The sequence below is a fragment of the Pseudoalteromonas sp. PAB 2.2 genome, assembly GCF_001938575.1.
In the GTDB taxonomy this organism is placed as follows: Bacteria; Pseudomonadota; Gammaproteobacteria; order Enterobacterales; family Alteromonadaceae; genus Pseudoalteromonas; species Pseudoalteromonas lipolytica.
Genome location: NZ_LYPI01000007.1, coordinates 1 through 26810 on the forward strand (window position 1 = coordinate 1; position 26810 = coordinate 26810).

Annotated in this window: 21 protein-coding genes; 12 read left to right on the forward strand and 9 right to left on the reverse strand. The window is 41.7% G+C overall.

Features of this window, described 5'->3' with window-relative positions; translation table 11 throughout:
• From BWD47_RS20065 to BWD47_RS00540, 3 genes are all read left to right on the forward strand, one after another.
• The coding region (locus BWD47_RS20065) for a hypothetical protein (protein WP_075593183.1) at positions 1 to 708 on the forward strand (708 nt) is incomplete at its 5' end.
• A complete protein-coding gene (locus BWD47_RS00535; protein ID WP_074988523.1) occupies positions 695 to 1453 on the forward strand; it encodes a hypothetical protein in 759 nt (252 codons plus the stop codon). The genes BWD47_RS20065 and BWD47_RS00535, both read left to right, overlap by 14 nt.
• Before the next feature lie 42 nt (positions 1454 to 1495).
• Positions 1496 to 1756 (forward strand): hypothetical protein, encoded by a 261-nt coding sequence (locus BWD47_RS00540; protein WP_143104559.1) that lies wholly within the window; start codon positions 1496 to 1498, stop codon positions 1754 to 1756.
• 476 nt (positions 1757 to 2232) lie between these two features.
• Here BWD47_RS00540 and der read toward each other — a convergent pair whose 3' ends face one another.
• The 9 genes from der to ndk form a co-directional block, all read right to left on the reverse strand.
• A complete protein-coding gene (gene der, locus BWD47_RS00545) occupies positions 2233 to 3702 on the reverse strand; it encodes a ribosome biogenesis GTPase Der (RefSeq protein WP_036972413.1) in 1470 nt (489 codons plus the stop codon).
• A gap of 75 nt (positions 3703 to 3777) precedes the next feature.
• Positions 3778 to 4956 (reverse strand): outer membrane protein assembly factor BamB, encoded by a 1179-nt coding sequence (bamB, locus tag BWD47_RS00550; RefSeq protein WP_036972412.1) that lies wholly within the window; start codon positions 4954 to 4956, stop codon positions 3778 to 3780.
• Positions 4957 to 4965: 9 nt separating this feature from the next.
• Positions 4966 to 5586 carry a tetratricopeptide repeat protein gene (locus tag BWD47_RS00555; protein WP_036972411.1) on the reverse strand — a complete coding sequence of 207 codons (621 nt, stop codon included), beginning with the start codon at positions 5584 to 5586 and terminating at the stop codon, positions 4966 to 4968.
• Positions 5587 to 5610: 24 nt separating this feature from the next.
• Positions 5611 to 6885 (reverse strand): histidine--tRNA ligase, encoded by a 1275-nt coding sequence (gene hisS / locus BWD47_RS00560; protein ID WP_036972410.1) that lies wholly within the window; start codon positions 6883 to 6885, stop codon positions 5611 to 5613.
• A gap of 132 nt (positions 6886 to 7017) precedes the next feature.
• Complete coding sequence (gene ispG, locus BWD47_RS00565; protein WP_075593184.1) at positions 7018 to 8136, reverse strand: flavodoxin-dependent (E)-4-hydroxy-3-methylbut-2-enyl-diphosphate synthase; 1119 nt, start codon at positions 8134 to 8136, stop codon at positions 7018 to 7020.
• Positions 8137 to 8141: 5 nt separating this feature from the next.
• The gene (locus BWD47_RS00570; protein ID WP_075593185.1) at positions 8142 to 8999 is read right to left on the reverse strand and encodes a RodZ domain-containing protein; all 858 of its coding nucleotides are present in this window, start codon (positions 8997 to 8999) and stop codon (positions 8142 to 8144) included.
• Positions 8996 to 10906 carry a type IV pilus biogenesis/stability protein PilW gene (gene pilW / locus BWD47_RS00575; protein WP_075593186.1) on the reverse strand — a complete coding sequence of 637 codons (1911 nt, stop codon included), beginning with the start codon at positions 10904 to 10906 and terminating at the stop codon, positions 8996 to 8998. Before pilW ends, BWD47_RS00570 begins: the two co-directional genes overlap by 4 nt.
• A 113-nt stretch (positions 10907 to 11019) precedes the next feature.
• On the reverse strand, positions 11020 to 12150 hold the full coding sequence (locus tag BWD47_RS00580) for a bifunctional tRNA (adenosine(37)-C2)-methyltransferase TrmG/ribosomal RNA large subunit methyltransferase RlmN (protein WP_036972406.1): 1131 nt from the start codon (positions 12148 to 12150) through the stop codon (positions 11020 to 11022).
• Positions 12151 to 12322: 172 nt separating this feature from the next.
• Positions 12323 to 12754, reverse strand: coding sequence for a nucleoside-diphosphate kinase (gene ndk, locus BWD47_RS00585; RefSeq protein ID WP_036972405.1), 432 nt, complete (start codon positions 12752 to 12754; stop codon positions 12323 to 12325).
• 242 nt (positions 12755 to 12996) lie between these two features.
• On the opposite strand from ndk, the gene BWD47_RS00590 reads away from it, so the two are divergent.
• The 9 genes from BWD47_RS00590 to BWD47_RS00630 all read left to right on the forward strand — a co-directional run bounded on the left by BWD47_RS00590 (position 12997) and on the right by BWD47_RS00630 (position 26755).
• The gene (locus BWD47_RS00590) at positions 12997 to 13593 is read left to right on the forward strand and encodes a hypothetical protein (RefSeq protein ID WP_075593187.1); all 597 of its coding nucleotides are present in this window, start codon (positions 12997 to 12999) and stop codon (positions 13591 to 13593) included.
• A 404-nt stretch (positions 13594 to 13997) separates the two neighbouring features.
• Entirely contained in the window at positions 13998 to 14609 is a 612-nt protein-coding gene (locus tag BWD47_RS00595) for a hypothetical protein (protein ID WP_036972403.1), read from the forward strand.
• Positions 14609 to 17242 carry a hypothetical protein gene (locus tag BWD47_RS00600; protein WP_075593188.1) on the forward strand — a complete coding sequence of 878 codons (2634 nt, stop codon included), beginning with the start codon at positions 14609 to 14611 and terminating at the stop codon, positions 17240 to 17242. Before BWD47_RS00595 ends, BWD47_RS00600 begins: the two co-directional genes overlap by 1 nt.
• Positions 17243 to 17312: 70 nt before the next feature.
• Complete coding sequence (locus BWD47_RS00605) at positions 17313 to 17792, forward strand: hypothetical protein (RefSeq protein ID WP_065979597.1); 480 nt, start codon at positions 17313 to 17315, stop codon at positions 17790 to 17792.
• A gap of 488 nt (positions 17793 to 18280) precedes the next feature.
• On the forward strand, positions 18281 to 18862 hold the full coding sequence (locus BWD47_RS00610; RefSeq protein ID WP_036972400.1) for a hypothetical protein: 582 nt from the start codon (positions 18281 to 18283) through the stop codon (positions 18860 to 18862).
• A 14-nt stretch (positions 18863 to 18876) separates the two neighbouring features.
• Positions 18877 to 20421 carry a S8 family serine peptidase gene (locus BWD47_RS00615; RefSeq protein ID WP_075593189.1) on the forward strand — a complete coding sequence of 515 codons (1545 nt, stop codon included), beginning with the start codon at positions 18877 to 18879 and terminating at the stop codon, positions 20419 to 20421.
• 224 nt (positions 20422 to 20645) lie between these two features.
• Positions 20646 to 22031, forward strand: a complete 1386-nt coding sequence (yegQ, locus tag BWD47_RS00620; protein ID WP_065979595.1) for a tRNA 5-hydroxyuridine modification protein YegQ — start codon at positions 20646 to 20648, stop codon at positions 22029 to 22031.
• Positions 22032 to 22157: 126 nt separating this feature from the next.
• Positions 22158 to 25466 (forward strand): EAL domain-containing protein, encoded by a 3309-nt coding sequence (locus tag BWD47_RS00625; RefSeq protein ID WP_065979594.1) that lies wholly within the window; start codon positions 22158 to 22160, stop codon positions 25464 to 25466.
• 296 nt (positions 25467 to 25762) lie between these two features.
• Entirely contained in the window at positions 25763 to 26755 is a 993-nt protein-coding gene (locus tag BWD47_RS00630; protein ID WP_075593190.1) for an HD-GYP domain-containing protein, read from the forward strand.
• The last annotated feature ends 55 nt before the right edge of the window (positions 26756 to 26810 follow it).

Here is a 26810-nt window from a genome sequence, read left to right on the forward strand (position 1 = left end):
GCGTGTTTTTTGACATCAGGCTGTGATTTTTTATTTGATAAAGCACATGGTTATCGTGGGCCCATTGTTGTGACGATTGAAACAGAGGATGGCTCAGTGCCAGAATTTCCTTTTTTAATAGAGTCGGGCTATTCGGAATCGTGTGGTCACAGTAGTTGTGGTATTGAATTTGGTTATAAATATTTTAAAACTGCCTATGCTAATGAGCCAATTACCTTCCCTCGTGAGCGTTTGGATTTATTACAGCCCAACGCCTATGCATCGATTGAGTTTACGGTTACCCATCCTAATTATCACCAAGGCGGATTTCCGCGAGGTTTTGGGCCTACCGATGCTGATGATCCTATTCATATTACGTTTACCGTTAAGCCGTTTGCTGAACAAATGAATAAAGTAGCTGGGTGGGCGACTGGCCCTAAGCAAGACATGCAAAACTTTACACCTGATAGCAGGGAATATAAAAAAGCAGACATTCGGTATCGCCAAGCGCGCTTTAATTTGGGGGCGACGATTACAAGGCACATTACGGTGATCAAAACTATGTACTTACCTCATTTTTCAAAACGTATGCAACAACGCGTAATTGAAAAGTATCAACCGATTTTTAGAGCGTGGTATTACGGTGTACCCGAAACGGATTGTTGGAACAAAATGACTTGCCAAGAACATATTTTAAAGCCAAGGGAAGCTGAATATGAAGGATTATAAGCGTAAAACTGCACTGCAATTTTACTGTGTGCTACTGGCGTGTTTTTTGACAACAAGTTGCACTACGGTATTCGATAAGGCTCATGGCTATCGTGGGCCTATTGTTGTGACGATTGAAACAGAGGATGGCTCAGTGCCAGAATTCCCTTTTTTGATAGAGTCCGTGTACACAGAGTCATGCGGTCACAGTAGTTGTGGCATAGACTCCGGTTATAGATACTTTAAAACCACGCATGCTAATGAGCCAATTACCTTCCCACGGGAGCGTTTGGATTTATTACAGCCCAACGCCTATGCAACAATTCTTTTTAAGGTTACTCATCCTAATTATCACTACAATGTATTTACGCGAGGCTTTGGGCCCACTGATGCTGATGACCCCACTCATATCACGTTTACCGTTAAGCCGTTTACTGAACAAATGAAAAAAGTAGCTGGCTGGGCGACTGGCCCTAAGCAAGACATGCAAAACTTTACACCTGATAGCAGGGAATATAAAAAAGCAGACATTCTGTATCGCCAAGCGCGCTTTAATTTAGGAGATATGATCACAAGGCACATTACGGTGATCAAAACTATGTACTTACCTCATTTTTCAAAACGTATGCAACAACGTGTAATTGAAAAGTATCAACCGATTTTTAGAGCGTGGTATTACGGTGTACCCGAAACGGATTGTTGGAGTATGGTTAAATGTAGAAAGCAAATTTTAAAGCCAAGGGAAGCTGAATATGAAGGATTATAAGCGTAAAGCTGCACTGCTTTTTGGGGCGGTAATGGTATTTAATTGTGCAGCGCACGATACCAATACCAGCCCAATACCAGCCACCCACGTATTACAGAAGCAGTTTATTTTTCAATGCTAGGCCTAGATAAAGAAAGCTTTTCTTACTACCAGCTTTATCAAACCCAACCAGGTTATGTCACTAAGCTTGTGGGGGATGCGCACCTAATAAAATTTTTTTTAATTTCAAAAAATACTGAAAATGGCTACTTAATCCAGGTCATCGATAAAAAATATAATTACTCAGTCAATAACGACGGATAATACTGTAACAATAGACACGATAAATTACTTAAGTATTTTAGCTGATGGAGGAGTTCTCCAGATCATTCATCCAATAGAAAAAAAGGAAATATATACACCTAAATTTTTAGATTTTATTACTCATAAGATTGATATACAGCTGAGTTGTTGGTGCGCTGATGAAACATACCCAGAGGAACAAGATTTATCTTTAGTTTATCTCCACTTTGTTGATTTAAAAGAACACTATATTAAGAATGTAGATGTTGTTAGTCGGAGAAAGGCTATTGAAGGAAGGAGTCGAGCACTTGATTCTCTCGTTGCCGTCGCAAGCTCTAGTGTCAATGAATCAAGGAAGCTACATAAGAGCCAAGTAAGTCAAATGAAAAAAGAGATGGGGAAGATAATAGGTGATTTATATGTTGATCAAAGCTTAAGTTACTAGTAAAAACCTTGTAGGCAAATGCGTACAAGGTTTTTTCATGACCGAATAAAGTTTATGACTTATTGCGGTTTTCTTTCGCAAATGCACGTATTTTACGTTTTTGCGATAAGGTCACTTTATTGGTGCGGCCTGCGTATGGGTTATCACCTTCTCTAAATTCAATTTTGATAGGTGTGCCCATGATATTCAATGCTTTACGATAGTAGTTCATTAGGTAGCGTTTATAGCTATCAGGTAAGTCATGAACTTGGTTACCGTGAATAACGATACGTGGTGGGTTATAACCACCGGCATGCGCATATTTAAGCTTAACACGACGGCCACGAACGAGAGGTGGCTGATGATCCGCTTGAGCCATGTCCATGATACGACGTAGCATTGCAGTACTAATACGCTTAGTCGCAGACTCATATGCTTCATCAACTGATTCAAATAAGTGACCCACACCGGTGCCGTGTAACGCAGAGATAAAGTGTAAACGTGCAAAGTCAATAAAGCCTAAACGACGGTCAAGCTCAGATTTGATTCGCTCTTTAACGTAATCGTCTAAGCCGTCCCATTTGTTTACGGCTACAACGAGCGAACGACCTGCATTTAAGGCAAACCCTAATAAGCTTAAGTCTTGATCTGAAATGCCTTCGCGAGCATCAACAACCAGTAATACAACGTTTGCATCTTCAATAGCTTGCAGCGTTTTGATAACAGAAAATTTCTCAACAACGTCGCTTACTTTTTTACGCTTACGAACACCAGCGGTATCAATAAGGATGTACTCTTTGTCATTACGCGTCATCGGAATGTAGATAGAGTCGCGCGTAGTACCTGGCATATCGTAAACGATAACGCGTTCTTCACCTAAAATACGGTTAGTCAGCGTAGACTTACCCACATTTGGGCGACCAATGATTGCGAGTTTTACAGGTTTATCTGCAAATGCTTGTTGGTTCTCTTCGCTGTCGTCGTCTTCACTGTAAAGATCAATTAATTCGTCATCACTTTCTTCAACATCATCGTTTTGTGCAGCCATTTCAGCGATAACTGGTTGAAGTGTTGTTTCAAGTAACTGCGTAATACCACGACCGTGAGCCGCGGCAATGTGGTGAATATCACCCAAGCTTAATTGAAAAAACTCTGCACAGTATGAGTCAGCATCAATACCATCTACTTTGTTTGCGACAACAAAGCATTTCTTTTGCTGTTTACGTAGGTGATTAGCAATTGCTTGGTCTGCGGCTGTCATGCCTGCGCGCGCATCAACTAAAAATAATACGATATCGGCTTCTTCAATCGCGAGTAACGATTGCTCGGCCATTTCAGTTTCGATACCTTGCTCAGAGCCGTCAATACCGCCCGTGTCTACCACGATAAATTCATAGCCATCATAGTCAGCTTGGCCATATTTTCTATCTCGTGTTAAGCCTGGAAAATCGGCAACGAGGGCGTCACGAGTACGTGTTAAACGGTTAAATAATGTGGATTTGCCCACATTGGGTCGCCCAACAAGAGCGATCACGGGAAGCATAAACTACCTCTTTAAAAAACAACAAAAGGCTTCGCCAAGCGAAGCCTTAGAAAAATAACGTTTACTATTAGTAAGTTAGTCTGGAATTTTAACCGCGCTAACTTCACCATCTCGGGTGTATAAAATTAACTTGTCACCGGCAACAACAGGCTCAATAAAGAAACCTGAGCTGTCAAAGTCTTCACGCGATACAAGCTCGCCCGACTCTTTATCTAACCAGTGTAGGTTACCTTCTTGGTCACCCAATGCTAAATATTTTCCAGCAACTGTTGGGCCTGTTAAGTACCAGCCACGTAGAGCAGGTTGGCTCCAACGTTCAATACCAGACACTTTATCTAAGCCGTATACCACACCGTTGCTGTCAACAATATAGATATATTGGCTGTCCATCGATAAATCACGGTAGCTGCTGTACTCACGTTTCCATACAACATTACCAGAGCGAATATCCACGGCTGCTAAGTTACCATTATAGGCGATAGCATAAGCATATGGGCCGCTAATTAAAGCTTGTGTATCGACATCAACTAAACGCTCAAACTCAGAAGCCCCTTTTGGTGACGCAATTTCAGCGCTCCAAGCAGAATAACCGTTTTCTGAAATTAATACGTTGAGCTTGCCTGTTTCAAGGCCTATTAATACCCCACCATTCGCAACCGTTGGTGAGCTTTGGCCACGCAGTGTTAGTGGCGGTACTTCTTGCTCATAACGCCAGCGTTCTTCACCTGTGTCTGGGTGAATGGCCAGTAATTTACCAGAACCCAAATTAACGAATATTAGGCCATCGCCCGCAGCTGGTTTTGAAAGTACTTCGCCCGGCACTGTTTTGCGCCAAATAATTTCACCCGTTTCGCGGTCAAGAGCAGTTAAATAGCCGTGCTCAGAGCCAACGAATATTTTACCATAAGCTTGTAAAATACCGCCTGATAATTTAGCACTCTCAGATGTTTCCCAAGGCCAAAAAGCGGGGTTTTCACGTACATCGGTATGCCAAAGAGTATCGCCATTTTCAAGCGATAAGGCTTCTACTTCACCTTCACGGTTGGCAACATACACAACGTCGTTATATACCGCTGGAGTGAGGCGAGAAAAATAGTGCTGAACACCATCACCAATCGACTCTTGCCAAACAACCTTTGTTTCAAACTGATTAACAATTTCTGGTAATACTAATTCATCTTCGTCATCACTTGATGAACACCCCGTTAGGGTCGCAATACACAGAGCAAGTGTTGCCGCTGTTAACTTCTTCATCTTAACCCCTTATGCCGCTGGGCTAGTTTGTGCTAAGTCATCAAGTTTAATTTGTAATAACGGGTTATTTTCAAGGCCACCTTTATCAGCCGCAGCTTGATATTGGCTGCGCGCTTGGTCTTTGTCACCTTGTGCAGCAAACACATCGCCTTTTAATTCCGCAACCGTTGCAGCAAATGATTCTGGTAATGTTGAGTTTAATGTTGCTAATGCTTGCTCATACTGCTTTTGTGCAAGATGAACACGAGCAAGACGCGTTGCAGCTGTGGCTTTTAACTCGGTGTTTTTCTCGTGCGTGATAATCCAATTAAGTTTTTCACTTGCCGCATCAAGATCATTTTTTTCTACGGCTTCTTTAGCTGCAACGAAAGCAACTAAGGTACTGTAGCTTGATTCATTATTATCTTTGATAAACGTTTCTGCTTTGTCTAGCACGGCACCGCTATCAACAAGTTGAGTGAATGAGTCTGATGCATTTTCAGCACTGGTGATTTGGTGTTGATTATATGCTTTCCAGCCATACAAACCACCTAGGCCTGCGATAATACCCACTGCCAGTGCGACACCGTTTTCACGAAAAAAGCGTTTAATCGCTTCTGCTTGTTGTTCTTCTGTTGAATAAATTTCCATGCTTACCTCTGTTGCTAACTGAACTTAAATAAGTTCAGCTAGTAGCGTTTTCGCTTCTTCTAGTTTTAAGGTGACTTGTTCTTTACGCTCACGTAAATATTTTACAGTCACAACGCCTTGTTCTAATTCATCTTCGCCGATAATGAGCGCAACTAATGCATCGCTTTTATCAGCGCGTTTTAATTGCTTTTTAAAATTGCCGCCGCCAGCGTGAACCATCACTCGAAGACCCGCCACATCTTTGCGAAGTTGAGCTGCGATGATAGGCGCTTGAATACTGGCTTTGTCGCCCATGGCTGCCAAATATACATCAGCACTGCGACGAATGTCACCTACACATTCTAATGCTTGTAGTAGCAGAACTAAACGTTCAAGACCCATTGCAAAACCAACGGCTGGGGTTGCTTTACCACCTAGTTGCTCAACTAGGCCGTCGTAGCGACCACCGGCACATACGGTTCCTTGTGCGCCCAGACTATCTGTCACCCACTCAAAAACTGTGCGGTTGTAATAGTCAAGGCCACGTACAAGCTTTTCGTTTACCGTGTATTCGACGCCAGCTGCGTCTAAACGTTCACATAAATTTTCAAAATGTTCTTTTGATTCAGCATCTAAATGCTCAGACAGCTTTGGCGCATCAGTTAAGATTGCTTGTACATCTGGATTTTTACTGTCTAAAACACGTAATGGGTTAGAATACATGCGACGTTTTGAGTCTTCATCTAGCACATCAACATGTTGCTCTAAGTAGGCAACAAGGGCATCGCGATAGTCAGCACGTGCTTCATTAGAGCCTAATGAGTTAAGCTCTAGACGAACGTGTTCGCTAATACCAAATTCTTTCCATAATTGGGCTGTAAGCAAAATAACTTCTGCATCAATATCGGCAGTGGCAATGCCGAATGTTTCTAAACCAAATTGGTGGAATTGGCGATAACGGCCTTTTTGTGGACGTTCATGGCGGAACATCGGTCCCATGTACCATAAACGTTGCTCTTGATTGTACAGTAAGCCATTTTGGTTACCTGCACGTACACACACCGCGGTTCCTTCAGGGCGAAGTGTTAGGTTATCGCCATTACGGTCAGCAAATGTGTACATTTCTTTTTCAACGATATCAGTAACTTCACCAATAGAGCGTTTAAATAGATCGGTTGACTCAACAATTGGAAAACGAATTTCTTGATAACCAAACGATGAAACGGTATCACGTAAGATATTTTCTACTTTCTGCCAAATCTGCGTGTCGCCTGGCAGACAATCGTTCATACCACGAACTGCCTGAATTTGTTTTGCCACTGATAAATCCTAAATACTGTACTTGCGTAAATAATCATTACGCATCAAGAAAACTAAAAATTGACCCGCTATTATAACGTCTGAGCGGTAAAGGTAAACGGCAAACCGCTGGGTTTGCCGACTATATTCGTATTATTCAACTATTTTGATGTCGATTGGCGTTTCTTTCTCTTTTTTAGCGATAAAGTCGCGCACATAGCCTTCGAGCTGGTCAACAATGTTGTCGTTATCGATACGTGCTTTTTGACGCTCGCCATTAATGTAAAGGCCTGAACGACGGTTTGCACCCGCAAGGCCAATATCACTCACGAGGGCTTCACCGGGACCATTAACCACACACCCAATGACAGACACTGACATGGGTTCAACAACGTCTTCAAGACGTTCTTCGAGTTGGTTCATCGTGCTAACAACATCAAACTCTTGACGCGAACAGCTTGGACACGCAATAAAGTTGATACCACGCGAGCGAATACGCAACGATTTTAATATATCGAAGCCAACTTTGATCTCTTGCACTGGATCAGCCGCAAGTGACACACGTAATGTGTCGCCAATACCTTCGGCAAGCAGCATACCTAAACCCACAGCTGACTTGACTGAGCCAGAACGCATACCGCCAGCTTCCGTAATACCTAAATGCAGAGGCTGATCAATTTCTTTGGCAAGGAGTCGGTACGCACCGACTGCTAAGAATACGTCTGATGCTTTAACCGAGACTTTAAATTGATCAAAGTCTAAACGTTGCAAAATCTCAACATGGCGCATTGCTGATTCCAGTAATGCTTCGGGCGTTGGCTCGCCGTATTTCTCTTGTAAATCGCGCTCTAATGAGCCGCCATTTACACCAATACGAATAGGAATCTTGTGTTCGCGTGCAGAGTCTACCACTGCACGAATACGTTCTTCACTGCCAATATTACCTGGGTTGATACGTAAACAATCTGCGCCATACTGCGCTACTTTTAGTGCAATGCGGTAGTCAAAGTGAATATCAGTCACCAGTGGAATAGTGACCTGTTCTTTTATGCTTTTAAATGCTTCAGCCGCTTCCATGGTAGGCACTGAAACACGAACGATATCGGCTCCAGCGTCTTGAATGGCTTGAATTTGTGCAACCGTCGCATCGACATCTAATGTGTTGGTGTTAGTCATCGACTGAACAGCAATCGGTGCACCATCACCAATGGGGACATTGCCTACGTTAATGCGTGTCGATTTTCTGCGTTTAATAGGAGATTCTGAAAACATTGCGGTTACTCTGATAACGGTAAAGTAAATTTAGCTAATCGGTTTTTGGCAAAATGTGAGGTGTCGACAGGTTGACCTTCAAACGTAATATCAACCATTTGGTGTTTGCCTAGCACGACATTAAATGGCTGTGGACCTGTGACAGTCATGACGTAGCCGGCTTTTTTTACGCCAAATGCTACGCGGTCACCGTTGCCATCGTGAATTTCAACCCAGCTGTCTTCATTAAAGTGCATGACAATGGTGCTTTGTTCAGGATCGCTTGAGCTTGCTTGCTCTGGTGTCACAGGTGGTGTTGTCGCAGAGGCTGGTTCAGACTCTGCAACAGCTAAATCAGTACTGATTGGTGCTGCACTTTCAGTGTGTTCTTGGCCAACGGGAGGCTCTTGAACAGGGGACGAAAGTTCACTTGTTTCAAGTTGATTTGGCTGAATTGTCTTAATGGGCTCTTCAATCGCTGGTGCGCTATTTTGCCACCACCAAAAAACAGACGAGCCAATGATTACAGCTAAAATAAAGTAGCTGAACAACATTAAGCGGCTGTCATGTGCTTCTTTTTCAGTACGACGAGAGAAACTTTGCATTTTTGACTTTTTCGCAGGTTCTATCTGCTCAGGCAGTAATGCAAGCATGGCTTGACTGTCAATTTTAAGCTCTCGGCAATAACTTTTAATATAGCCTTTAACAAACGTGGCAGGGCCAAGTAACTCGTGTTCGTCGTTTTCTAGTCTCTGTAATTGTAAAACAGATAATTTTAATGCTCCAGCAAGTTGCTCAAGGCTCACTCCCGCATTTTCGCGGTGCTTTTTTAGCGCTTGGCCGAGCGTTTCTTGCGGTTGTTCTAACGTGTTTTCTTCATTCATAATGCGTATGAGTCTGGGTCTACCAATAAGAGTCTATGCCCAGGTTTTAGGGCTACATCTGGGCTCAATTTGTTCCAGCGCATTAATTGATCGATCAATACGCTATGCTGGGTGGCTATGCCATAAAGAGTATCGCCAGCGTTAATGTCATGGTAAATGTGCGGATCATTTAAATAGATTTTTGTGCCGTTTTGCACACGATCCGATTCTTTTAAGCCATTCCATTGCAAAATCTTCTGTAGTTTAACATTGTATCGCACCGAAATGCTAAATAGGTTTTCACCATTTTGAATAACATGGTAAGGAATATTTAATGCGGCGACACTGGGGTTCAGCATGGGCAGTTGTAATTGCTCTGTGCTGACGCTGTAGCGCGTGTTACTTGTTTGCGCAGAACGAGAAGAACGGGTGTTAAATACATCGGCATCTTTTTCTGCTTCGTAAAAAACTACGGTGCCAGTGTCTTTTTTTACCGCGTTTGTAGATGGCTCAATTTGCTGTTTTATTTCAGGTGTTTGTGGAGCACCAAATGAAACAATTTTTACGTCATCACTGTTTGTTTGTGTGGGCTCAGCTGCTGGCATTGTGGTTTGTGATGAACCAAGTGCATTCACAACTGCTGAGGTATCGTTAGCCACCGCGGTTTTTACTACTGGGCGTGATGACACGGTGGTAAAACCGCCTATTTTAGGCTGCGTTTTTTGTACGGTTGCCACTGGCTGTTGTTTAGGTGCCGTGACAGCGGCCTCTTCTTCGACTGCGGCCTTTTCTTCCACTGCGGCAACGTGCTCAATATCAGCTTGCGCAACTTCAACAGATTTTACTTCTGGTAATGAGTCTGCGGGCGTTGGCATGGTTGCCACAGGTTGTGTGTCTGTTGGTTCTGCAGCGACAGACACCGCTGCTGATTCTTCAGTTGCGACAGGTTTAATTGTCGCGACAGGCTCTATTGTTGTGTTTGCAGCTACTGTTGTGCTCGCCGAACTTGCTTGTTGTGGCTTAGGCGGTGCTTTTTTCTTTACGATACGGATTTTTGGCTGATCTTTACTTACCGACGAGTAATCGCTTGAAATGAGCAGTTCTTCTAACTGAGAAAGGCGGTATTTTTCTCGTAAAATCTCAAATTCAGTGCTCTTTAACTGCTGAGAGGAGATGGCTTTAGCTTCACTTGAGCCGGGGTAAGTTTGTAAAATAATGGCCGCCGTGGTTTCTGCTTTTTCAATGTGGCCCATGCGTTGTTGAATAAGGTAACTTAGCATTAAAGCGCGAGGAGTGACACGGCCTGTAGATTCAAATTGTTCCACGACTTCCTGTGCTTTATGTAAGTCGCTTTTAGCATAATATAAACCTGCAAGGTTTATTAATGATGATGGGCGTTGTGAGCTGTGGCTTAATGCTGATTTAAAATATTTTTCAGCATTTTCAAAATCATTAAACTCAACGGCGCATAACGCTAAGTTTTCGTAACTTTCGGCTACACGAATATAGCTTGGAATCGCAATGGCTTTAAGGAGTTCTTCTGCGGCGCGGTCATATTCACCGATACCACATAAAAAGACCCCATAGTTATTTAAGGTATTAGGATCGTCGGGATCAAGTTTTAATGCTTGTTGATAGGCCCTGTCGGCCAACTCATTTTCATCAACTTGCTGATAATAATATGCCAGAGAATAGTGTACTTCAGGTAGTTGTGGTGCGAAGTCAGCTGCACGCTCCAAATTATACTTTGCTTGCGAGTTATTGCCTGTTTTTAAGTACTGTAAAGCAAGGGCTATACGAGTACGCGCGGCACCAGTATTATTGATTTTATTTTCAACAACAGGTTTGTTACTTCCGTTGTAGCTGTTTTCTGTGACACACCCAGCTAATGCTAAAGCACTAACAGTTATGGCAAGTAAAGATCGCATTACCTAATCTCTTGTTTGATTCCGTATGCCTATCTTACCGAAAAGCCTTTGTCTTGCATCTATTATTTTAAAAATAAGCTGCTTAACACAAAGGCTTGTCTTGGATTTAACGATTATGCTTGATGAATATTAACAGCAATTGCGTTGTCATCGCGCATTTTCTTTTTCGCTAAACGCTTTGTTCTGTCAACCACATCGCCCACTAATTGACCGCAGGCTGCATCAATATCGTCACCACGAGTACGTCGAACAATACAGGTAATGCCTGCCGCTTGTAGTACTTTAGAAAAACGGTCAATACGGCTATTACTTGAGCGACCATATTCGTTGCCAGGGAATGGGTTAAACGGAATAAGGTTTACTTTAGACGGTGTCCCTTTTAATGTTTTAACCAGTTCATGGGCTTGGTCGGTGCTGTCGTTAATGCCTTGCAACATGACGTACTCAATAGTGACATCTTTATTTGCTTTTGAGCCATCGATGTAACGACGACACGCCGCTAAAAACTCTTCAATTGGGTACTTTTTATTGATAGGCACTAGCACGTCACGCAGCTCGTTGTTTGGCGCGTGAAGAGAGATGGCCAACGCAACGTCGATTTTTTCTTTTAGTAAATCAAGAGCAGGAACAACACCAGATGTGCTCAGTGTAACGCGACGCTTTGATAGACCAAAACCCCAGTCATCCATCATCAGTTCCATTGCTGGCACAACATTCTTAAGGTTTAAAAGTGGCTCACCCATACCCATCATTACAACATTAGTAACAGGGCGTTTGGTGCTATCGCCATCAAGGCCAATATCTTTAGCAACACGCCATACTTGGCCAATAATTTCAGATACCGTTAGGTTACGGTTAAAGCCTTGCTGCGCTGTTGAGCAGAAAGTACATTCTAGCGCACAGCCTACTTGTGACGATACACATAAGGTTGCACGGTCTTTTTCAGGGATCCACACAGCTTCAACTTCTTGGCCACCTTGTAGCAATAAGGCATATTTAATTGTGCCATCACTTGCTACTTGTTTTACTGAGATCTCGGGTGCAACAATTTCACATTCAGCTTTAAGCTTTTCTTTTAACTTTTTATTGACGTTGCTCATGTCGTCAAAATTATCTACACCAAAATGATAAATCCATTTCATCACCTGATCGCCACGGAACGGCTTTTCGCCGAAGGATACAAAAAGCTCACGCATTGCATCTCGGTTTAAATCTAATAAATTAATCTTTTTTTCTGTGGTCATGAAACAACCTCAATCAGTGACGGTGGTATAAGTATTTAGGGTGCGCGATTGTATATTATTTAATCGACTTAGTCATTAGCTAAACAGACGAATAATAAGCTTAGCTAATGACTAAAAAAGGGCTCGAAAGCCCTTTTTCTTCTGCATCACAGACTTAGCTGTGAACTCGATATTAACGAGTACGTGGGCAGATTTCTTCGTCAGCGAAGAAGTATGCGATTTCACGTGCAGCTGATTCAACAGCGTCTGAACCGTGAACAGCATTTTCGTCGATGCTGTCAGCGTAGTCAGCACGTAATGTACCTGCTAGCGCTTCAGCTGGGTTAGTAGCACCCATGATTTCACGGTTTTTAAGTACAGCGTTCTCACCTTCAAGAACAGTAACCATTACTGGACCAGATGTCATGAACTCAACTAAAGCACCGAAGAAAGGACGCTCGCTGTGCTCAGCGTAGAAGCCTTCAGCTTTTTCTTTTGAAAGGTGAACCATTTTAGCTGCAACGATCTTAAGACCTGCAGTTTCGAAACGGTTGTAGATAGCGCCGATGTGGTTTTTAGCAACTGCATCAGGTTTTACGATTGAAAAAGTACGCTCTAAAGCCATCTTTGTGCTCCAATAATTTTATATATAAAAGGTTAAATATTAACGGGCGCGAATTATACGCGCTTTACGCTAAAATTCCTAATTTTATTAAATAGAGCATAGATGGCATTTTTATGATCCTTTTGGCGATTGCCCTAAAAGGCTGCCTTTAATTCAATTATGACTGCAAAGTTGTTACTGCAGAGGGATTTTGAGCTATCATTTTCAGCAAGGAAAATAGAGTACTAAAATAAGGAAAAACAATGAAAAAACTTCTTTTAATAGGTTTACTTGCTAGTGTTTTAGCTGGCTGTAATTCAGATTCAAATGATGAATTAACATGTCCGCCTTCACCTGTAGCCATCGATATTGCTAACTACGCTGTGGTAGCTGAACAGAATAGCGCAAATACACTTACACCCATTGCCTTTGACACCTATAAAATCAAGCTAAGCGGAATGGGTGACGGTGTTTATCAAGACGGTAACGAACCAGATCCTAATAAAGAATACGCTGATTGCCCAGTGGCGGCTGTGGTGCTTGGTAGTATTAATAGCATCACTGCAATTAATGTTTATTCAAGCGCCGATTATAGCAGCGAACTAACGGCTGGTATGAGCTTGAATAGTATCTTCAATGTCACAGAGATGTATGTGAATGACTTTGACTACTTTAATGAGGGAGGCTATGCCAGTGTCGCTGATTTTGCTGACATATTACCTACTACAGCACCTGTGTTTATTGAACTAAAACCAAATCAAGCGCCTGAACTGCAAAGCAGTCATATTTTTTATATAGATATTTATTTTGCAAATGGTAAAACGTTCACACTCGAAACAGAAGAAGTTGCGCTTTTTTAGGCAATCATAAAAGGCACTAGAACTAGATAAGTGAAGTTACTTTGCATATCGCTACTTTACTTATCTAGGTGGAACATTCCTTTTTACAACCTTATTTTTGTTAACCTTTCATTCACTTTTGCACTGTTAACGTATACCAATGTGTTATGCTGCTATAACTTTAACTTTCTGAATATATAGGTTTTAAATTCACTTTTCTTCTTTTTACCCTACCTTAAAATAAAAAATAAGCACCTTTTAAATTGTAACCGAAATGTTAAATTTAAGTGTACAAAAGGCTACATGTTTTTGCGTGAACTCTTGTCTTTATTCAACCATAAATAATTAGTGATTAGGTTTTTTGTAGTTATAAATCCTTATTTAAAACAATAAATACACGAATTAAAGAATGATAGGAGATAAGAATGAAACTACGCAGGTCATTAACCAAGCTGTCATGTGCATCTATTTTTGCACTAGGCACTGCGATGGCATTGTCGCCAGCTGCCAATGCAATGAAATTAAAGCAACAAAACTTACAAGAACTAACGCAAGCATCTCAAAGTATTATTACTGGCGAGGTTATTAAAGTAACCGATGGGTTTGACAACAAGCGTCCTTACACTGAAGTCACTATTCAAGTTGGGTCTGATGCAAAAGGCAAATTAAAAGAAAACTCGACCTACACTTTTCGTCAATTTGGTTTAATTAAGCCTCGCTCAATGGGCAATGGCAAAGTGTATTTAGGGGTTACTCCAGATGGTTTCGCAAAGTGGCATGAAGGTGAAAACGTCATTGCTTTTATGTACAAACCAGCTTCTATTACCGGTTTTCAAACAACTGCGGGCATGGCACAAGGTAAGTTTGTTGTACGCGATGGCAAAGTCGTAAACGAATTTGCAAATGCCGGTCTATTTGAAGACATGGATACATCTAATTTTTCAAATGAAGAACGCAATATGCTCACCAGTCCGGGAGCAGTTAAGGCCGATGTATTTATAAATTTGGTGGGTAAACTGACTGGAGTACAACAATAATGAAATTTTCAAAAATTACAGCAGCCCTTGCCTTAGCCACTCTTTCAGCCAGTTCACTCGCTGGCGGCCCTTTATATATTCATGATAAAACCATGGCACCGTATAAATGGGACACCTCCAAAGGCACTATTCCTGTATGGACGGATGGTGGTCAAGTTATTAAAGACAAAGACGGTAACGACGTTCAGGCTTTTACCATATTAGAGCAAGGCACGACATTCAATGTCGATATAACTTTACCAGATGGCACTGTGTTACCAAAATACGTTCCTTTAGACCGAGATTACACTTTTCTAACGATTGAGCAGGCGAATGCAGTCACAGCAGATGCTGTCGCACAGTGGTCAAATGTTGAAACCTCAACCTTAGACATGGCACTTGCAGGCACAATTGAAAGTCAAACCGGTATTAGCGATGTTAACGCTTCTAATGTTGACCAAATATATGGCGCCGAAAACGGCTACGGTTTTTGGGTTAACTATGATACTGACGGTGCGATCCTCGAAAATTACTTTGGAGTTCCTCGTTCATCTGTGCTCGGTATTGCTTTTCCTGAATGGGCAGATGAAGAAACGGGTGAAATTCTAGAAGCAACTGCGCTGATGAATGGATGGTATGTCGATATCAACGACACCGAGGGTAAGATGATACAAGGCGTATTTACTCATGAGTTTGGCCACGCGATGAATATGTCACACTCACAGGCAAATGGTCACTTTACCTATATAGCTAACCCGAACTACCTTATGTATGATGGTGTTGCTGGTTGTGCGGGTACGAATTCGTACACTGGGCGGAATAGTGCGCCTGTCGACAGTATCGAAACAATGTTTCCATTTATTAATGTACGTGGTATCGAGGGCGAAGCACAGGGTACGGTCAATGTACGCGATGATATCGTCAATATCTCTGATTTATATCCAACTGCGGATTACAAAACCAAATACGGAACCATTAAAGGAAAACTTTACACCAAAGAAGGTGTTGAGTATGCAGGCATGAATATGGTTGCCCGTAACCTCGATAATCCATTGCAAGACGTAATCACCCAACAAAGTGGGAATATGACCCAAGGGCGTATAGGCCCTGATGGCTCATTCACAATCAACGGCTTAACGCCTGGTGGCCGCTATGCGCTGTATATGGATCCAATTCGTGCTGGCGGCTACCCCACGACACCAACCGATATCATTTCTGAAAATGAATATTGGAATGAAGATGAAGGCACTTCACCAGCGCTTGACAATGCGTGTAACATGACCGAAATCATTGTCGCTGGAGGTGAAACTAAAGAAGTTGAAATGTACTTCAATGGCTATCAAGATGGTATTCAATACACCCCGCTTGTGGCAGCCTGGGTAAGCGATCATGCAAAAAATGGCAAGAAAGCATTAGGTACTACTCAGGGTGGTACACCATTTATTTATAACAGCACACAGAATACTTTTGAAACACTGGAGACGCCGCAAGGTTTTGCGCCTTTAAAAGCCACTTCTGCTGCGATGAGTAAAACAGCCACAAAGGCGGCAGTTATTGCTGATCTTGACGGTAACGGCATTGGTCAAGGTGCAGTATGGGATATCAGTTCAGGCCACCTCTCTGTGCTTGAAGACCCAAGCAATAACACCTGTGCGCTGGCAAGTCAGTCAGGTGTGAGTTCGCACTCTATTTGGGATATGGATGATGCTGGTAAAACCGTTGTTGGTAATTCTCGCCGCCCCAATACTGGTGGCGTAGAGTGTGCACCAGACAAGGCGTCAAGTTCATATGGCGTTCCAACAGTCTGGGATGTTAAAACAGGCAAAGCAACACCATTAACTGATGGCTTAGAGTTTATTCCTCGCTCTTGGGGAGATGGCTATGAAGTACGTATTAATGGTGAGCGAACCGAAGCATGGGTGCGTGCAGATAAAATCTCTGGTAACGGTAAAACAGTGACCGGCTCAGGCAACAACAATAACTCTCAGCTTGCGTGGGTGGATGGTAAGTTACGAGACCTCTACAAGGACTTCGGAGCACTCAACTCTTCTGTAATTTCTTATGATGGTGAGCGTATCGCCTTTGGTGCACAACGTGGATTTGGCCGTCGAGCGTTCGGTGAGGGGGTGAAAGTCTGGAATGCTAAAACAGATGAAGTGACTAATCTCGGTGGTCTACGTTGGTGCGAAGATGTTCCATACTATCAGTTCATCTACAACCTATGTGCGGCACCTTATAATATGAGCCATGAAGAAATTGCTGAAATTGCTGGTTTACCATTGAACATGGTACTTGATGCCAATGATGATTTATCTGTTATCACAGGCCGCCTGCTTATCAATGGCATGCCTGCTGGGTCGACCATCTATATGGAAGGTATTGGTTGGATGACAGGTCAGGAGTTCTTTGGTAAGCAAGGTGTCGTAGAAGCGAAAAACTTCATGACCAATGGCATTTTCGGTGTCAGTGCCAACGGCTCCGAAATGATGGCTGGTATTGTCGGACTTCCCACACCAGTGACCATTGAAGTCGATGCCAACAAAGCCTTTGTATGTAAAGATGGCATAAACCAAGAACTAAGTTTCCCGAAGCAGGTTGTTGAAGCGGTGAAAGGCGGAGCAGAGTTTGGTCGCTGTGAACACATAGATGACTAGTATTTTGCTAGGTTAGTGGATGGCCCACTCAAAATGTGGGCCATTTTATTGTTACAACAAAGAATTGTTTATGTTTAAAAATATAATAAAAATAATGTGCTTATTATCTGTGATTGGCACAGCTGAAAACTTACATGCACAAATCAATCAAGAATCGAACCCTGTAGAGGCTGAGTTTCCAACTGAACTTGAGACAACATGGGAACTTGATGAGGCTGCATCAATTGAGTACGCAAAGCGCTCTGTGTACTGGAATGATAATATCGCAAAGTTACTGCCTAAACTCATAGCGACGAATAAGCAAATAAAATATCGTTTTAATGAAAATGAGCTGGTGAGTGTACTCGAAGACACTAAACAGAAAATAGCGATTACCTTAAATAAACAAACCCTTACAACGTTTTTATTTAACTTTCAGCATGATGACAAGCAAGGTCATTTGAAAGTTGAAAAAGCGGCGGGCGGGCGAATTAACATTCAAGCTGAAGGCTTGCTTGGCTATCAATTTCTGTTGTGGAAAAAGCGCCGCGAACGCTTAACAGGCGTGTAAAAATTTTTATGAGAATGGCTTTGCTGTTAACATAACTAAATCAAAACCAATTATCCTGGATAGTTAATTGCGTTTGATCTAAAAAAGGTGGCCATAGGATTGGTCACCTTTTTTTCTTTTCTCTGTTAGTTTTTCGTGTTTCAAAGCCACTCATCTCATTAAGCGAATGGGTATCACAATGCACTATAACCACAGTGCAACAGTGTTTAATTAAGATCTTTTAATGTGCTATTTGGTGCTTGATTACACTTTGGTACAAACTGGTACATATGAACGCTGTGTTAATTTAATTTTAACAAGTTGTAAATAAAGGCGTTTTTTCTGCTTACATTTGTGCTGTTCATTTTTGCTTATTTCTGCGTATTGAATTCTCTTATTGGTTGCTCTAATACTGTGCTGTCGCTCTTAACTAGATGTATATACTAGAAATATTAGTTTGCGTCACAGTGGATAAAACGATAATGAAAACAAACTACAAGGAAAAAAATATGAAACTAACACAGTTAGGGTTGTTAATTGCAACAGCCGCTATATTGAGTGGCTGTGCAAAAATAGATGCACGAGTGTCAGCTGGTGGAACGCTTAATTCAAAAGGCGGAGCGGGCAAAGCTGTCTTTACTGCGCATGCTGCGCGATGCGATGGTGATGTATCTGGACAGGTTAATTATAAGGATTTAACAGCAATTGATTGGCAGCAAATGGGCGGTGTAGCGTTTAATGCAAACGTGTATGGTGCTGGATTATGCAGCGAAGAGCCCGTTGATCCTGAGGGCGCAGAGTCGGGTGATGAGCGTTTGTACTGTAAGCAAGATATTTGCACTGAGGGAATGTATCAGGTGGAGTTTAATTATAGCTCAACCAACCCAACAGCGCCGGGAGAGGGCGTTGGCTTTGCCTGTATGATGGATATTTCAGAAGGCGTTAAAACAGGGATTGGTGCAAACGGGCTCTTAAATGTGATGTTGCTTGAGTCTGGGCCATATCAAGGTTACAGCAATGCAGGAACAATCAGTGGTAACGTTCAGTTGCATGATTGCCCAGCGAGCAAAAACGATAATACTGCACAATAACAAGGAGCCCAACGATGATTAATAAAAAAACAGTACTTGCTGCAAGTGTGGCTCTCGCATGTAGTTTCCCCAGTTTTGCAGAACAGACGTTTCGCATAGTGGTTGAAGCGAACAATAATAAAGCGTCAATTGTGAAATCGGCACTTCAGGCTAAAAATGTCAAAATAGAAAAAGAAATTAAGTCACTCGAGAGTTTTGCAGTCACTATTAATAAAGCGCAATTGGCAGAGATAGCAGGTTTATCCAATATTAAAGCGTTTTACCCCGATGTACCTCGTAAACTGATGTCAGAAGAGCCGATGCAGTTCTTACCTTATGGCTATACGATGGTTCAGGCAGATAAAGTGCAGTATCAAGGCGGTCAAAAGGTGTGTGTCATTGATAGTGGTTATGGATTAAGTCACCCTGATTTACCGAGTGCGGGCGTGACCGGTTCAGCGGATGGTGGCGCGGGTGTTTGGTATGAAGACCCATTTGGTCATGGCACGCATGTTGCGGGCACGATTGCTGCAATTGATGACAACAAAGGCAGTGCCGGTATTGTGGGTGACCACTCTCTGGATATGCACATTGTGCGTGTATTTGCAGGCAACGGTAGTTGGGCTTATGCCTCTGATTTAGCTGGGGCCATTGATGAGTGTCAGCAAGCGGGTTCAACAGTGATCTCCATGAGCTTAGGGGGCAAATATTCAAGTCCGATTGAAGAAAGAGCAATTAATAAAGTGGCGCGTAATAATATTTTAATGATTGCAGCAGCAGGTAACTCAGGCGATGCATCACACAGTTATCCTGCGTCTTACGATAGTGTGGTTTCAGTTGCCGCCGTGGATAGTGTTAAGCAACATGCAAGCTTTTCACAGCGCAGTTCACAGGTTGAGTTATCAGCGCCAGGGGTTGGGGTGTTCTCAACAATTCCTGTTGGTAAAGGACGTTTTTCAAAATTTAGTGTAATGCAGGATGATGTGAACTTTCAGCACTATGCATTGGATGGATCACGTTTTGGCTCGGTCACAGGTGAGCTTGTCGATTGTGGACGCGGCACCGAAAGCTGTGGTGATGTAACAGGCAAAATTTGTTTAGTTGAGCGTGGTGATAGCCCGTTTTATAGCAAGGTTGAGCAATGCGAAGCCGATGGCGGGGTGGGGGTTATTATTCGTAATAACATCGAAGGCCAGCTTGTGGGTAATATTAATCCAACGACACTGGTTGTGGGCGCGGTAATGATGAATGAGGGGCTTCATTTAATGGAGCAACTAGGGCAAGAAACCACAATAAGTGTTGCCGAGTTTACAGATCATGACTTCAAGTCAGGCACTTCAATGGCCACACCTCATGTATCTGGCGTGGCTGCTGTGGTGTGGAGTAATTTCCCTGAATGCACTGCAAATGGTATTCGCTTAGCGCTTCGTGCGTCAGCGGATGATCAGGGCGAGGCTGGGTATGATCATGCTTATGGCTGGGGGGTTGTTCAAGCAAAAGCCGCCGTTGATTATATTTCTGAGCATGGCTGTAGTGCGCCAAAAGGCGTGTTACGCGGGGGCGATGGCTCGGCTCATTAATTCACGAGTTATAAGATACATTGTTATTGATACCAAAGCGCCAAAAGGCGCTTTTTTTCGTTGTGTTTCGCAAGCAGCAATGTTTGGCGTTAATTAGCGGCTTAGTTACCTGCAATTATGATCTAGATCAATAAAATATAGTCACAGATTATTATACTCCCGCGCTCGTTAATCATATTAATTCATGCAACCGACTTGTACTCGGTTCGATGTGTGGAGCATTCATGTCGTCACCTATTTTGACCCCTCGCCCTTTTACGCCTGAGTTGTTATCACCCGCAGGTAGTTTAAAAAATATGCGTTATGCTTTTGCTTATGGCGCAGATGCCGTTTATGCAGGTCAGCCTCGTTATAGCCTTCGTGTTCGTAACAACGAGTTTGATTTAGATAACTTGCAAATCGGTATTAATGAGGCACATGCACAAAATAAAAAGTTGTACGTTGTGTCGAACATTGCTCCCCACAATGCCAAAGTAAAGTCGTATTTACGCGATATTGAACCTGTGATCGCAATGCAGCCAGATGCGCTGATTATGTCAGATCCGGGCTTAATTATGCTGGTCCGTGAAAAATGGCCAGACATGCCAATTCACTTATCTGTACAAGCTAACGCAGTTAACTATGCCACGGTAAATTTCTGGGCAAAACAAGGCATTGAACGTGTTATTTTGTCGCGTGAATTATCACTTGAAGAAATTGCAGAAATACGCGAATTATGCCCAAGCACAGAGCTTGAAGTCTTTGTTCATGGGGCATTATGTATGGCGTACTCTGGACGCTGTTTGTTGTCGGGTTATATTAATAAGCGCGATCCTAACCAAGGCACGTGTACGAATGCATGCCGTTGGAATTACGATGTAAAACCGGGCACCGAAAACGAAACGGGCGAAATGGTTCATAAAATTGATCCTAAATCAGTGATCCCCACACTCGGTGAAGGCGCGCCAAGTAATGAAGTCTATATGCTGGAAGAGCAAGGTCGCCCTGGTGAATACATGCCTGCATTTGAAGACGAGCATGGCACTTACATCATGAATTCAAAAGACTTACGCGCCGTACAATATGTTGATCAGCTTACAAAAATGGGCGTACATAGCCTAAAAATTGAAGGGCGCACAAAGTCTTTCTATTATGTGGCGCGTACCGCACAAGTTTACCGTAAAGCAATTGATGATGCCGTTGCTGGGCGTCCTTTTGATGCAAACTTATTTAAAACGCTTGAGAACTTAGCACACCGAGGTTACACCGAAGGCTTTTTAAAGCGCCATGCACACCAAGACTATCAAAACTATGAGTACGGTCATTCGGTATCAGATAAACAACAGTTTGTTGGTGAAGTGCTGGGGCGTACTAGCAATGGGTTGGTTGAAATTGATGTTAAAAATAAATTTTGTACGGGTCACTCGCTTGAGTTAATGACACCTAAAGGCAATATCAACTTTAACCTTGAGTTTATGGAAAACAAAAAGGGCGAGTCAATCAGCGATGCAAAAGGCTCAGGCCATATTGTAAAAATCCCTCTACCGGAAGATATTGATTTAGACCACGCAATTTTGATGCGTAACCTCGATGCTAATCAAGATACACGGAATCCTTTTAATAAAGGTTAGTTTTCATTCTGTTGCGCTAAGCAATAGTTAGCGCAACACCGACAGATTTTTTCATTATTTATCTACACTTAACTGTTATTTTTACTATCCTTTTTAGTAATACTTATAAAAATAGTTAAAAGCTTAGTGAAACAGTTTGTACATACTTCTCATCATAAAGAACTTGTAAATACCTTACCTTACATTGGTGTCGGTGTGTTGCTATTAGCCATCGTATTACTGCTAGAAAAGGTCGGTTTAATTGCTACTGAACCTTTTTATGTAGGCATGCACACCAGTGTTGAGCTTTTCTCAGTTGTTATTTCATTCTTAATTTTTGCTATTGGATGGAATACATGGCACTTCACCCGGAATAGCAAGTTATTGTTGCTATCTTGTCTTATGCTGTGTGTTGCTATTTTTGATGCGTTGCACTTTTTGAGTTTTTCAAGTGTCAGTGATCACGAGAAAAACATGGAGCAAGTGTTTGCTTTTTGGCTGTTTGCCCGGTTTTTTAATGCCGCTGCATTTTTAGTGATTGCAACCGCTATTTGGGTGAATTATAAGCTGTTTAATGCGCGTGTTGTGTTGAGTACTTTACTTAGTGTGACCGCGTGTATTGTGGCTGTTGTATTTTATTTACCCGATTGGTTGCCCACGTTGTACATTGAAGGAGGTGGCAGCAGTCAACAAAAGTGGCTGATAGAAATAACACTGATTACGCTCTACAGCCTTGCTGCGTGTATGTTTGCATCGCAATTAAGAAAACCAAGAAACACTCTAAATATCGCCGGGAAAACGCTTGTTTGTTTGTTGGCGATATTAAGTGAGGCGTGTTTTACGCTCTATAATGATGCCTCGCATGTAACCGATACACTTAACTTCTTTGGTCATATTTATAAAGGTTTGACCTACTTTTTATTATATAAAATCGTGTTTGTTGAAACCGTCACCAAACCCTACGCTGATCTTGAAAATTCAACAGAGCAGTTATCTGCAACGCTCACCGCTTTACCTGATTCTGTTTTTGAGCTTGAGCGAGATGGCACGTTTAAAGCTATTTACAGTGACAATTCGCCGAATCGTGTCTTTTCGAACAATGTGTTAGGTCACAATATTTGCCAGCTTTTTGCTCCTCAACATGCACTGCAGTTTATACACTCACTGCAACAAAATCATTTATTTGGATTATTTACTATCGATGCATTACCTCTCTTAATTAATGGACGTACGCATCATTTTGAATTCTCTGTGACGTTGTTTACTTATGAAAATGAGCATGAAACTTATTTAGTTGTCGCGCGTGACGTAACAGAAAAAATAGGGCAAATGGCAGCACTGCTTCAACAAAGTAAGTTTAATAAGGGATTGCTTACATTGACCGAAATTTCGTTTCAGGAAGATCAAGAAACCTTGCTTAATTATGCCGTTGAGCAAGCCCGTGAAATTGCAAATTGTGATGGTGCATCGCTCTATATTTGTAATGAACATAAGCAGCTCGCTTACCGTGCGGTGCATGGCTCAAAACTGGATGTATGTACCAGTAAGTTGCAAGAAAAAGTCGCTGTTGGAGAAGCAATCATTGTTAATCGCAAGCAAGCAAAAGAGTTTGGCTTGCCAAGTAATGCCAGCTCTTTGCTGGTGGTGCCGGTTGTGCGTCATGGCAAATGTCAGTTAGCGATTATTTTGCAACACACAGAAAAAACATTTTCAGTTCATGATAAAAACATGCTCACCGTGTGGGCCGAATCAGTGTGGCAGTGGTTTAATAAAATCACGTTGAATAAACGCATGCATATTTTATCTCAAGCTGTAGAGCAAAATCCGCACCCTATTATGTTTACGAATACGGATGCCAAAATTGAATATATGAATCGGGCGTACTTAGACATGTGTCAGTATGGTTACGATGAACTTATAGGCCAAAGTCCGAACATGATCAGCGCAGGTCAAACGGATTTAGGTGTTTATCAGGGGATGTGGCAACAGCTAAATAATAAACAAGCGTGGGTTGGTTCATTGGTTAATAAAACTAAACACGGAGATGCTATTGTAGAGCAAACAACCATATACCCCATTTTTGATAAGCAAGGAGCAATCAGTAATTACATTTCTTTTCAACATGATATGACTAAGCAAGTCGAAAGTGAAAGCTTAATACATCAGCTTTCTTACTTTGATCAGCAAACAGGGCTTGCCAATCAAGTGAAGTTACAAATGGAATTTGAGCAGGTCATAAAAGCGCATGTCGGTATTAAATCAGCCTTTATCTTAATTGGCTTAGACAACTTTAAAATTCTTAATAAGGCTCTGGGAATAGGGAATTGCAACTTAATACTGCAGAACTTGAGTGCAAGAATGAGTAATTTTATGGGTGAACAAGTCATGGTTGCGCGTTTACAAGGTGACCGCTTTGCATTTATTACCCCCTATACATCGACAGAAGAGATTGATAAGTGTGCTCATATCTTACTCAAAGTGATCAGAGAACCCTTATCAATTAACGACGAGTTAATTGTTGTAACGGCCTCGATAGGGGTTGCCCTGTGCCCGCTGGATGCCAGTGACTTTGAATCTTTATTGCAGATGGCTGAGTCGGCTATGTTTGAGGTGAAGAAACTAGGCCGTAATAATGTCTTGTTTTATGCTGAAGAAATGAATAAAGCAGGTGTGAGGCACGCTCAGATCATTAATGCTATCAATTACGCACTAAAAAATAACGAATTTTCACTCGTATTTCATCCTCAAATAGAACTAGCAACAAACAAAATGGTAGCCGCTGAGGTTTTATTGCGCTGGCATTCAGCTTCGTTAGGCTGTGTTTCACCCGCTGAGTTTATTCCGATTGCAGAACGTTGTGGCCGAATTAGTGACATTGATGATTGGGTTTTTGAAAATACCGTAAAAACGATTCGTCAATGGCGCGATAATGGGATGCCAGCGCTCACTTTTGCCATCAATTTATCGGCTACCAAATTTGTTAAAAAGAACTTGCTACGTAGTTTGACCACGGTACTGCAAAAATATTCCATTGAGCCGTGCTGTATTGAACTTGAGCTGACTGAGACGATTGCGATTGGTAATCCACAGTTTGCATTAAACACGATAACTAAACTGCGTGAAGCTGGATTTAAAATGTCGATTGATGATTTTGGGACGGGTTACTCATCAATGGGTTACCTTAAGGAATTTGCACTAGATAAGTTAAAAATTGATAAGTCATTTATTGATAATTTAGAACATCCGACTAAAGCAGATATTGCTATTGTAAAAGCCATGATTGATCTGGCGAAAGCACTTGATATGGAGTCGATAGCAGAAGGCGTTGAGTCAGAAAAACAATTACAAACCCTAAAAGAGTTAGGCTGCATTCAGATCCAAGGTTATTACCACAGTAAACCAATGCCAATTGATGCGTTTTATACATACGCTACTCATGAACGCGATAAGAATTGACGATTATTTATTAAGAAACTAATTACCTTTATTAGGTATTATTTTGGGTTGTTTAATTTAATATTTAATTACCTTTATTAGGTATTTCATCAAATTATTTGCTGTATAGTATTGTATTATAAAAAGTGTTTTTTTAAATTAAATTGCAATTATCTTTTTTGATTCATAGTCTTAGCTTGTTTCTGATTTATATTGATGTAATTTAACTTTTTAAGTAAAATAGAACGACTAAAGGATGAATTGTCAATGGGAAGACGATGAGTAACTAATGTTTTTTTATTACAAGGTTACTTAGATTGAAAAAAATACAATCCAATCAATTAAAGAAAGGTATGTTAGTTAGGGTCAATGAACACTGGCTAAAAACTCCTTTTTTTACAAATAAAGTTAAAATTAAGTCTGAAGGCGATAAGCACAAACTCAAGCAATTTGAGGGATCGTTATATGTCTCTGAAGACAAATCGGTTGGTGCGCTGAATAAAGGGTTATCAATCCTTAAAGTGGCACTTGAAGACTGTGGCCAATCAGATGTATTAAACAACAAGGCGATAACTCAAGCCGTTACAAATATTGTTTTATTTGTGCTTAATGATGCCAGTCGTCTGGATTTAATATACGAAAAAATTAGCGAAGACTCCCAATCATTTCGAGAGTCTGTGCGGTTATTGGTGTTAATTACTTTATTCTCAAAAGAAATAAAATTAAGAAAAGACAAACTCATCCCTTTTGCAAAGTCAGCATTCTTAAAAGACATTGGCATGTCTTTGATCCCGCCTGATTACAAGCAAAGTAAGCAGTTAAGCGCGAAAGCAATTGACAGTGTTCATGAGCACGTTGTGTTGGGCTGCCGCGAGTTGCAAAGCCGCGGCATTGAAGACAATGTGATCAAGATTATCAAGTGCCACCATGAAAATTGTGATGGCTCTGGTTACCCTCATGGCCTAATAAAACCTGAAATCCCCCTTGAAGCACGCATAATTCGTATTATTGATACATACGTTGCTTTAACTTCACAGCGTCATTATCGCGAAAAATTCTCACGTGTAGAAGCGATTGAGAAAGTTTATCACGCCGCTCAAATTGGTAAGTTTGATCATATATTAACGACTAAATTTATTAACTTTATTCGTCTTTATCCAAAAGGTGCAAAGGTTGAATTAAATGATAGGTCGCAGGCTATTGTTAATAAAGATCTCGCGAATGGCACCGTTGAGTTAGCTGATAGCCACACAGTTGAAAAATCAATTGTTGACAAAGTTAATATAGCTAAATGTCTGTGGTTTATATAACACGCCTCTATTTTTATTTTTAATCTAGCTAAATAAAACCCTTTATATTGAACTG

Bases quoted from the DNA above. Each gene is read 5' to 3' on its own strand.
- BWD47_RS00615 (WP_075593189.1), top strand. From the start codon at position 18,877: ATGATTAATAAAAAAACAGTACTTGCTGCAAGTGTGGCTCTCGCATGT.
- yegQ (WP_065979595.1), top strand. From the start codon at position 20,646: ATGTCGTCACCTATTTTGACCCCTCGCCCTTTTACGCCTGAGTTGTTA.
- pilW (WP_075593186.1), bottom strand. From the start codon at position 10,906: ATGCGATCTTTACTTGCCATAACTGTTAGTGCTTTAGCATTAGCTGGG.
- BWD47_RS00570 (WP_075593185.1), bottom strand. From the start codon at position 8,999: ATGAATGAAGAAAACACGTTAGAACAACCGCAAGAAACGCTCGGCCAA.
- ispG (WP_075593184.1), bottom strand. From the start codon at position 8,136: ATGTTTTCAGAATCTCCTATTAAACGCAGAAAATCGACACGCATTAAC.
- BWD47_RS00555 (WP_036972411.1), bottom strand. From the start codon at position 5,586: ATGGAAATTTATTCAACAGAAGAACAACAAGCAGAAGCGATTAAACGC.
- BWD47_RS00610 (WP_036972400.1), top strand. From the start codon at position 18,281: ATGAAACTAACACAGTTAGGGTTGTTAATTGCAACAGCCGCTATATTG.
- BWD47_RS00605 (WP_065979597.1), top strand. From the start codon at position 17,313: ATGTTTAAAAATATAATAAAAATAATGTGCTTATTATCTGTGATTGGC.
- der (WP_036972413.1), bottom strand. From the start codon at position 3,702: ATGCTTCCCGTGATCGCTCTTGTTGGGCGACCCAATGTGGGCAAATCC.
- BWD47_RS00600 (WP_075593188.1), top strand. From the start codon at position 14,609: ATGAAATTTTCAAAAATTACAGCAGCCCTTGCCTTAGCCACTCTTTCA.
- bamB (WP_036972412.1), bottom strand. From the start codon at position 4,956: ATGAAGAAGTTAACAGCGGCAACACTTGCTCTGTGTATTGCGACCCTA.
- BWD47_RS00535 (WP_074988523.1), top strand. From the start codon at position 695: ATGAAGGATTATAAGCGTAAAACTGCACTGCAATTTTACTGTGTGCTA.
- BWD47_RS00590 (WP_075593187.1), top strand. From the start codon at position 12,997: ATGAAAAAACTTCTTTTAATAGGTTTACTTGCTAGTGTTTTAGCTGGC.
- ndk (WP_036972405.1), bottom strand. From the start codon at position 12,754: ATGGCTTTAGAGCGTACTTTTTCAATCGTAAAACCTGATGCAGTTGCT.
- BWD47_RS00595 (WP_036972403.1), top strand. From the start codon at position 13,998: ATGAAACTACGCAGGTCATTAACCAAGCTGTCATGTGCATCTATTTTT.
- BWD47_RS00580 (WP_036972406.1), bottom strand. From the start codon at position 12,150: ATGACCACAGAAAAAAAGATTAATTTATTAGATTTAAACCGAGATGCA.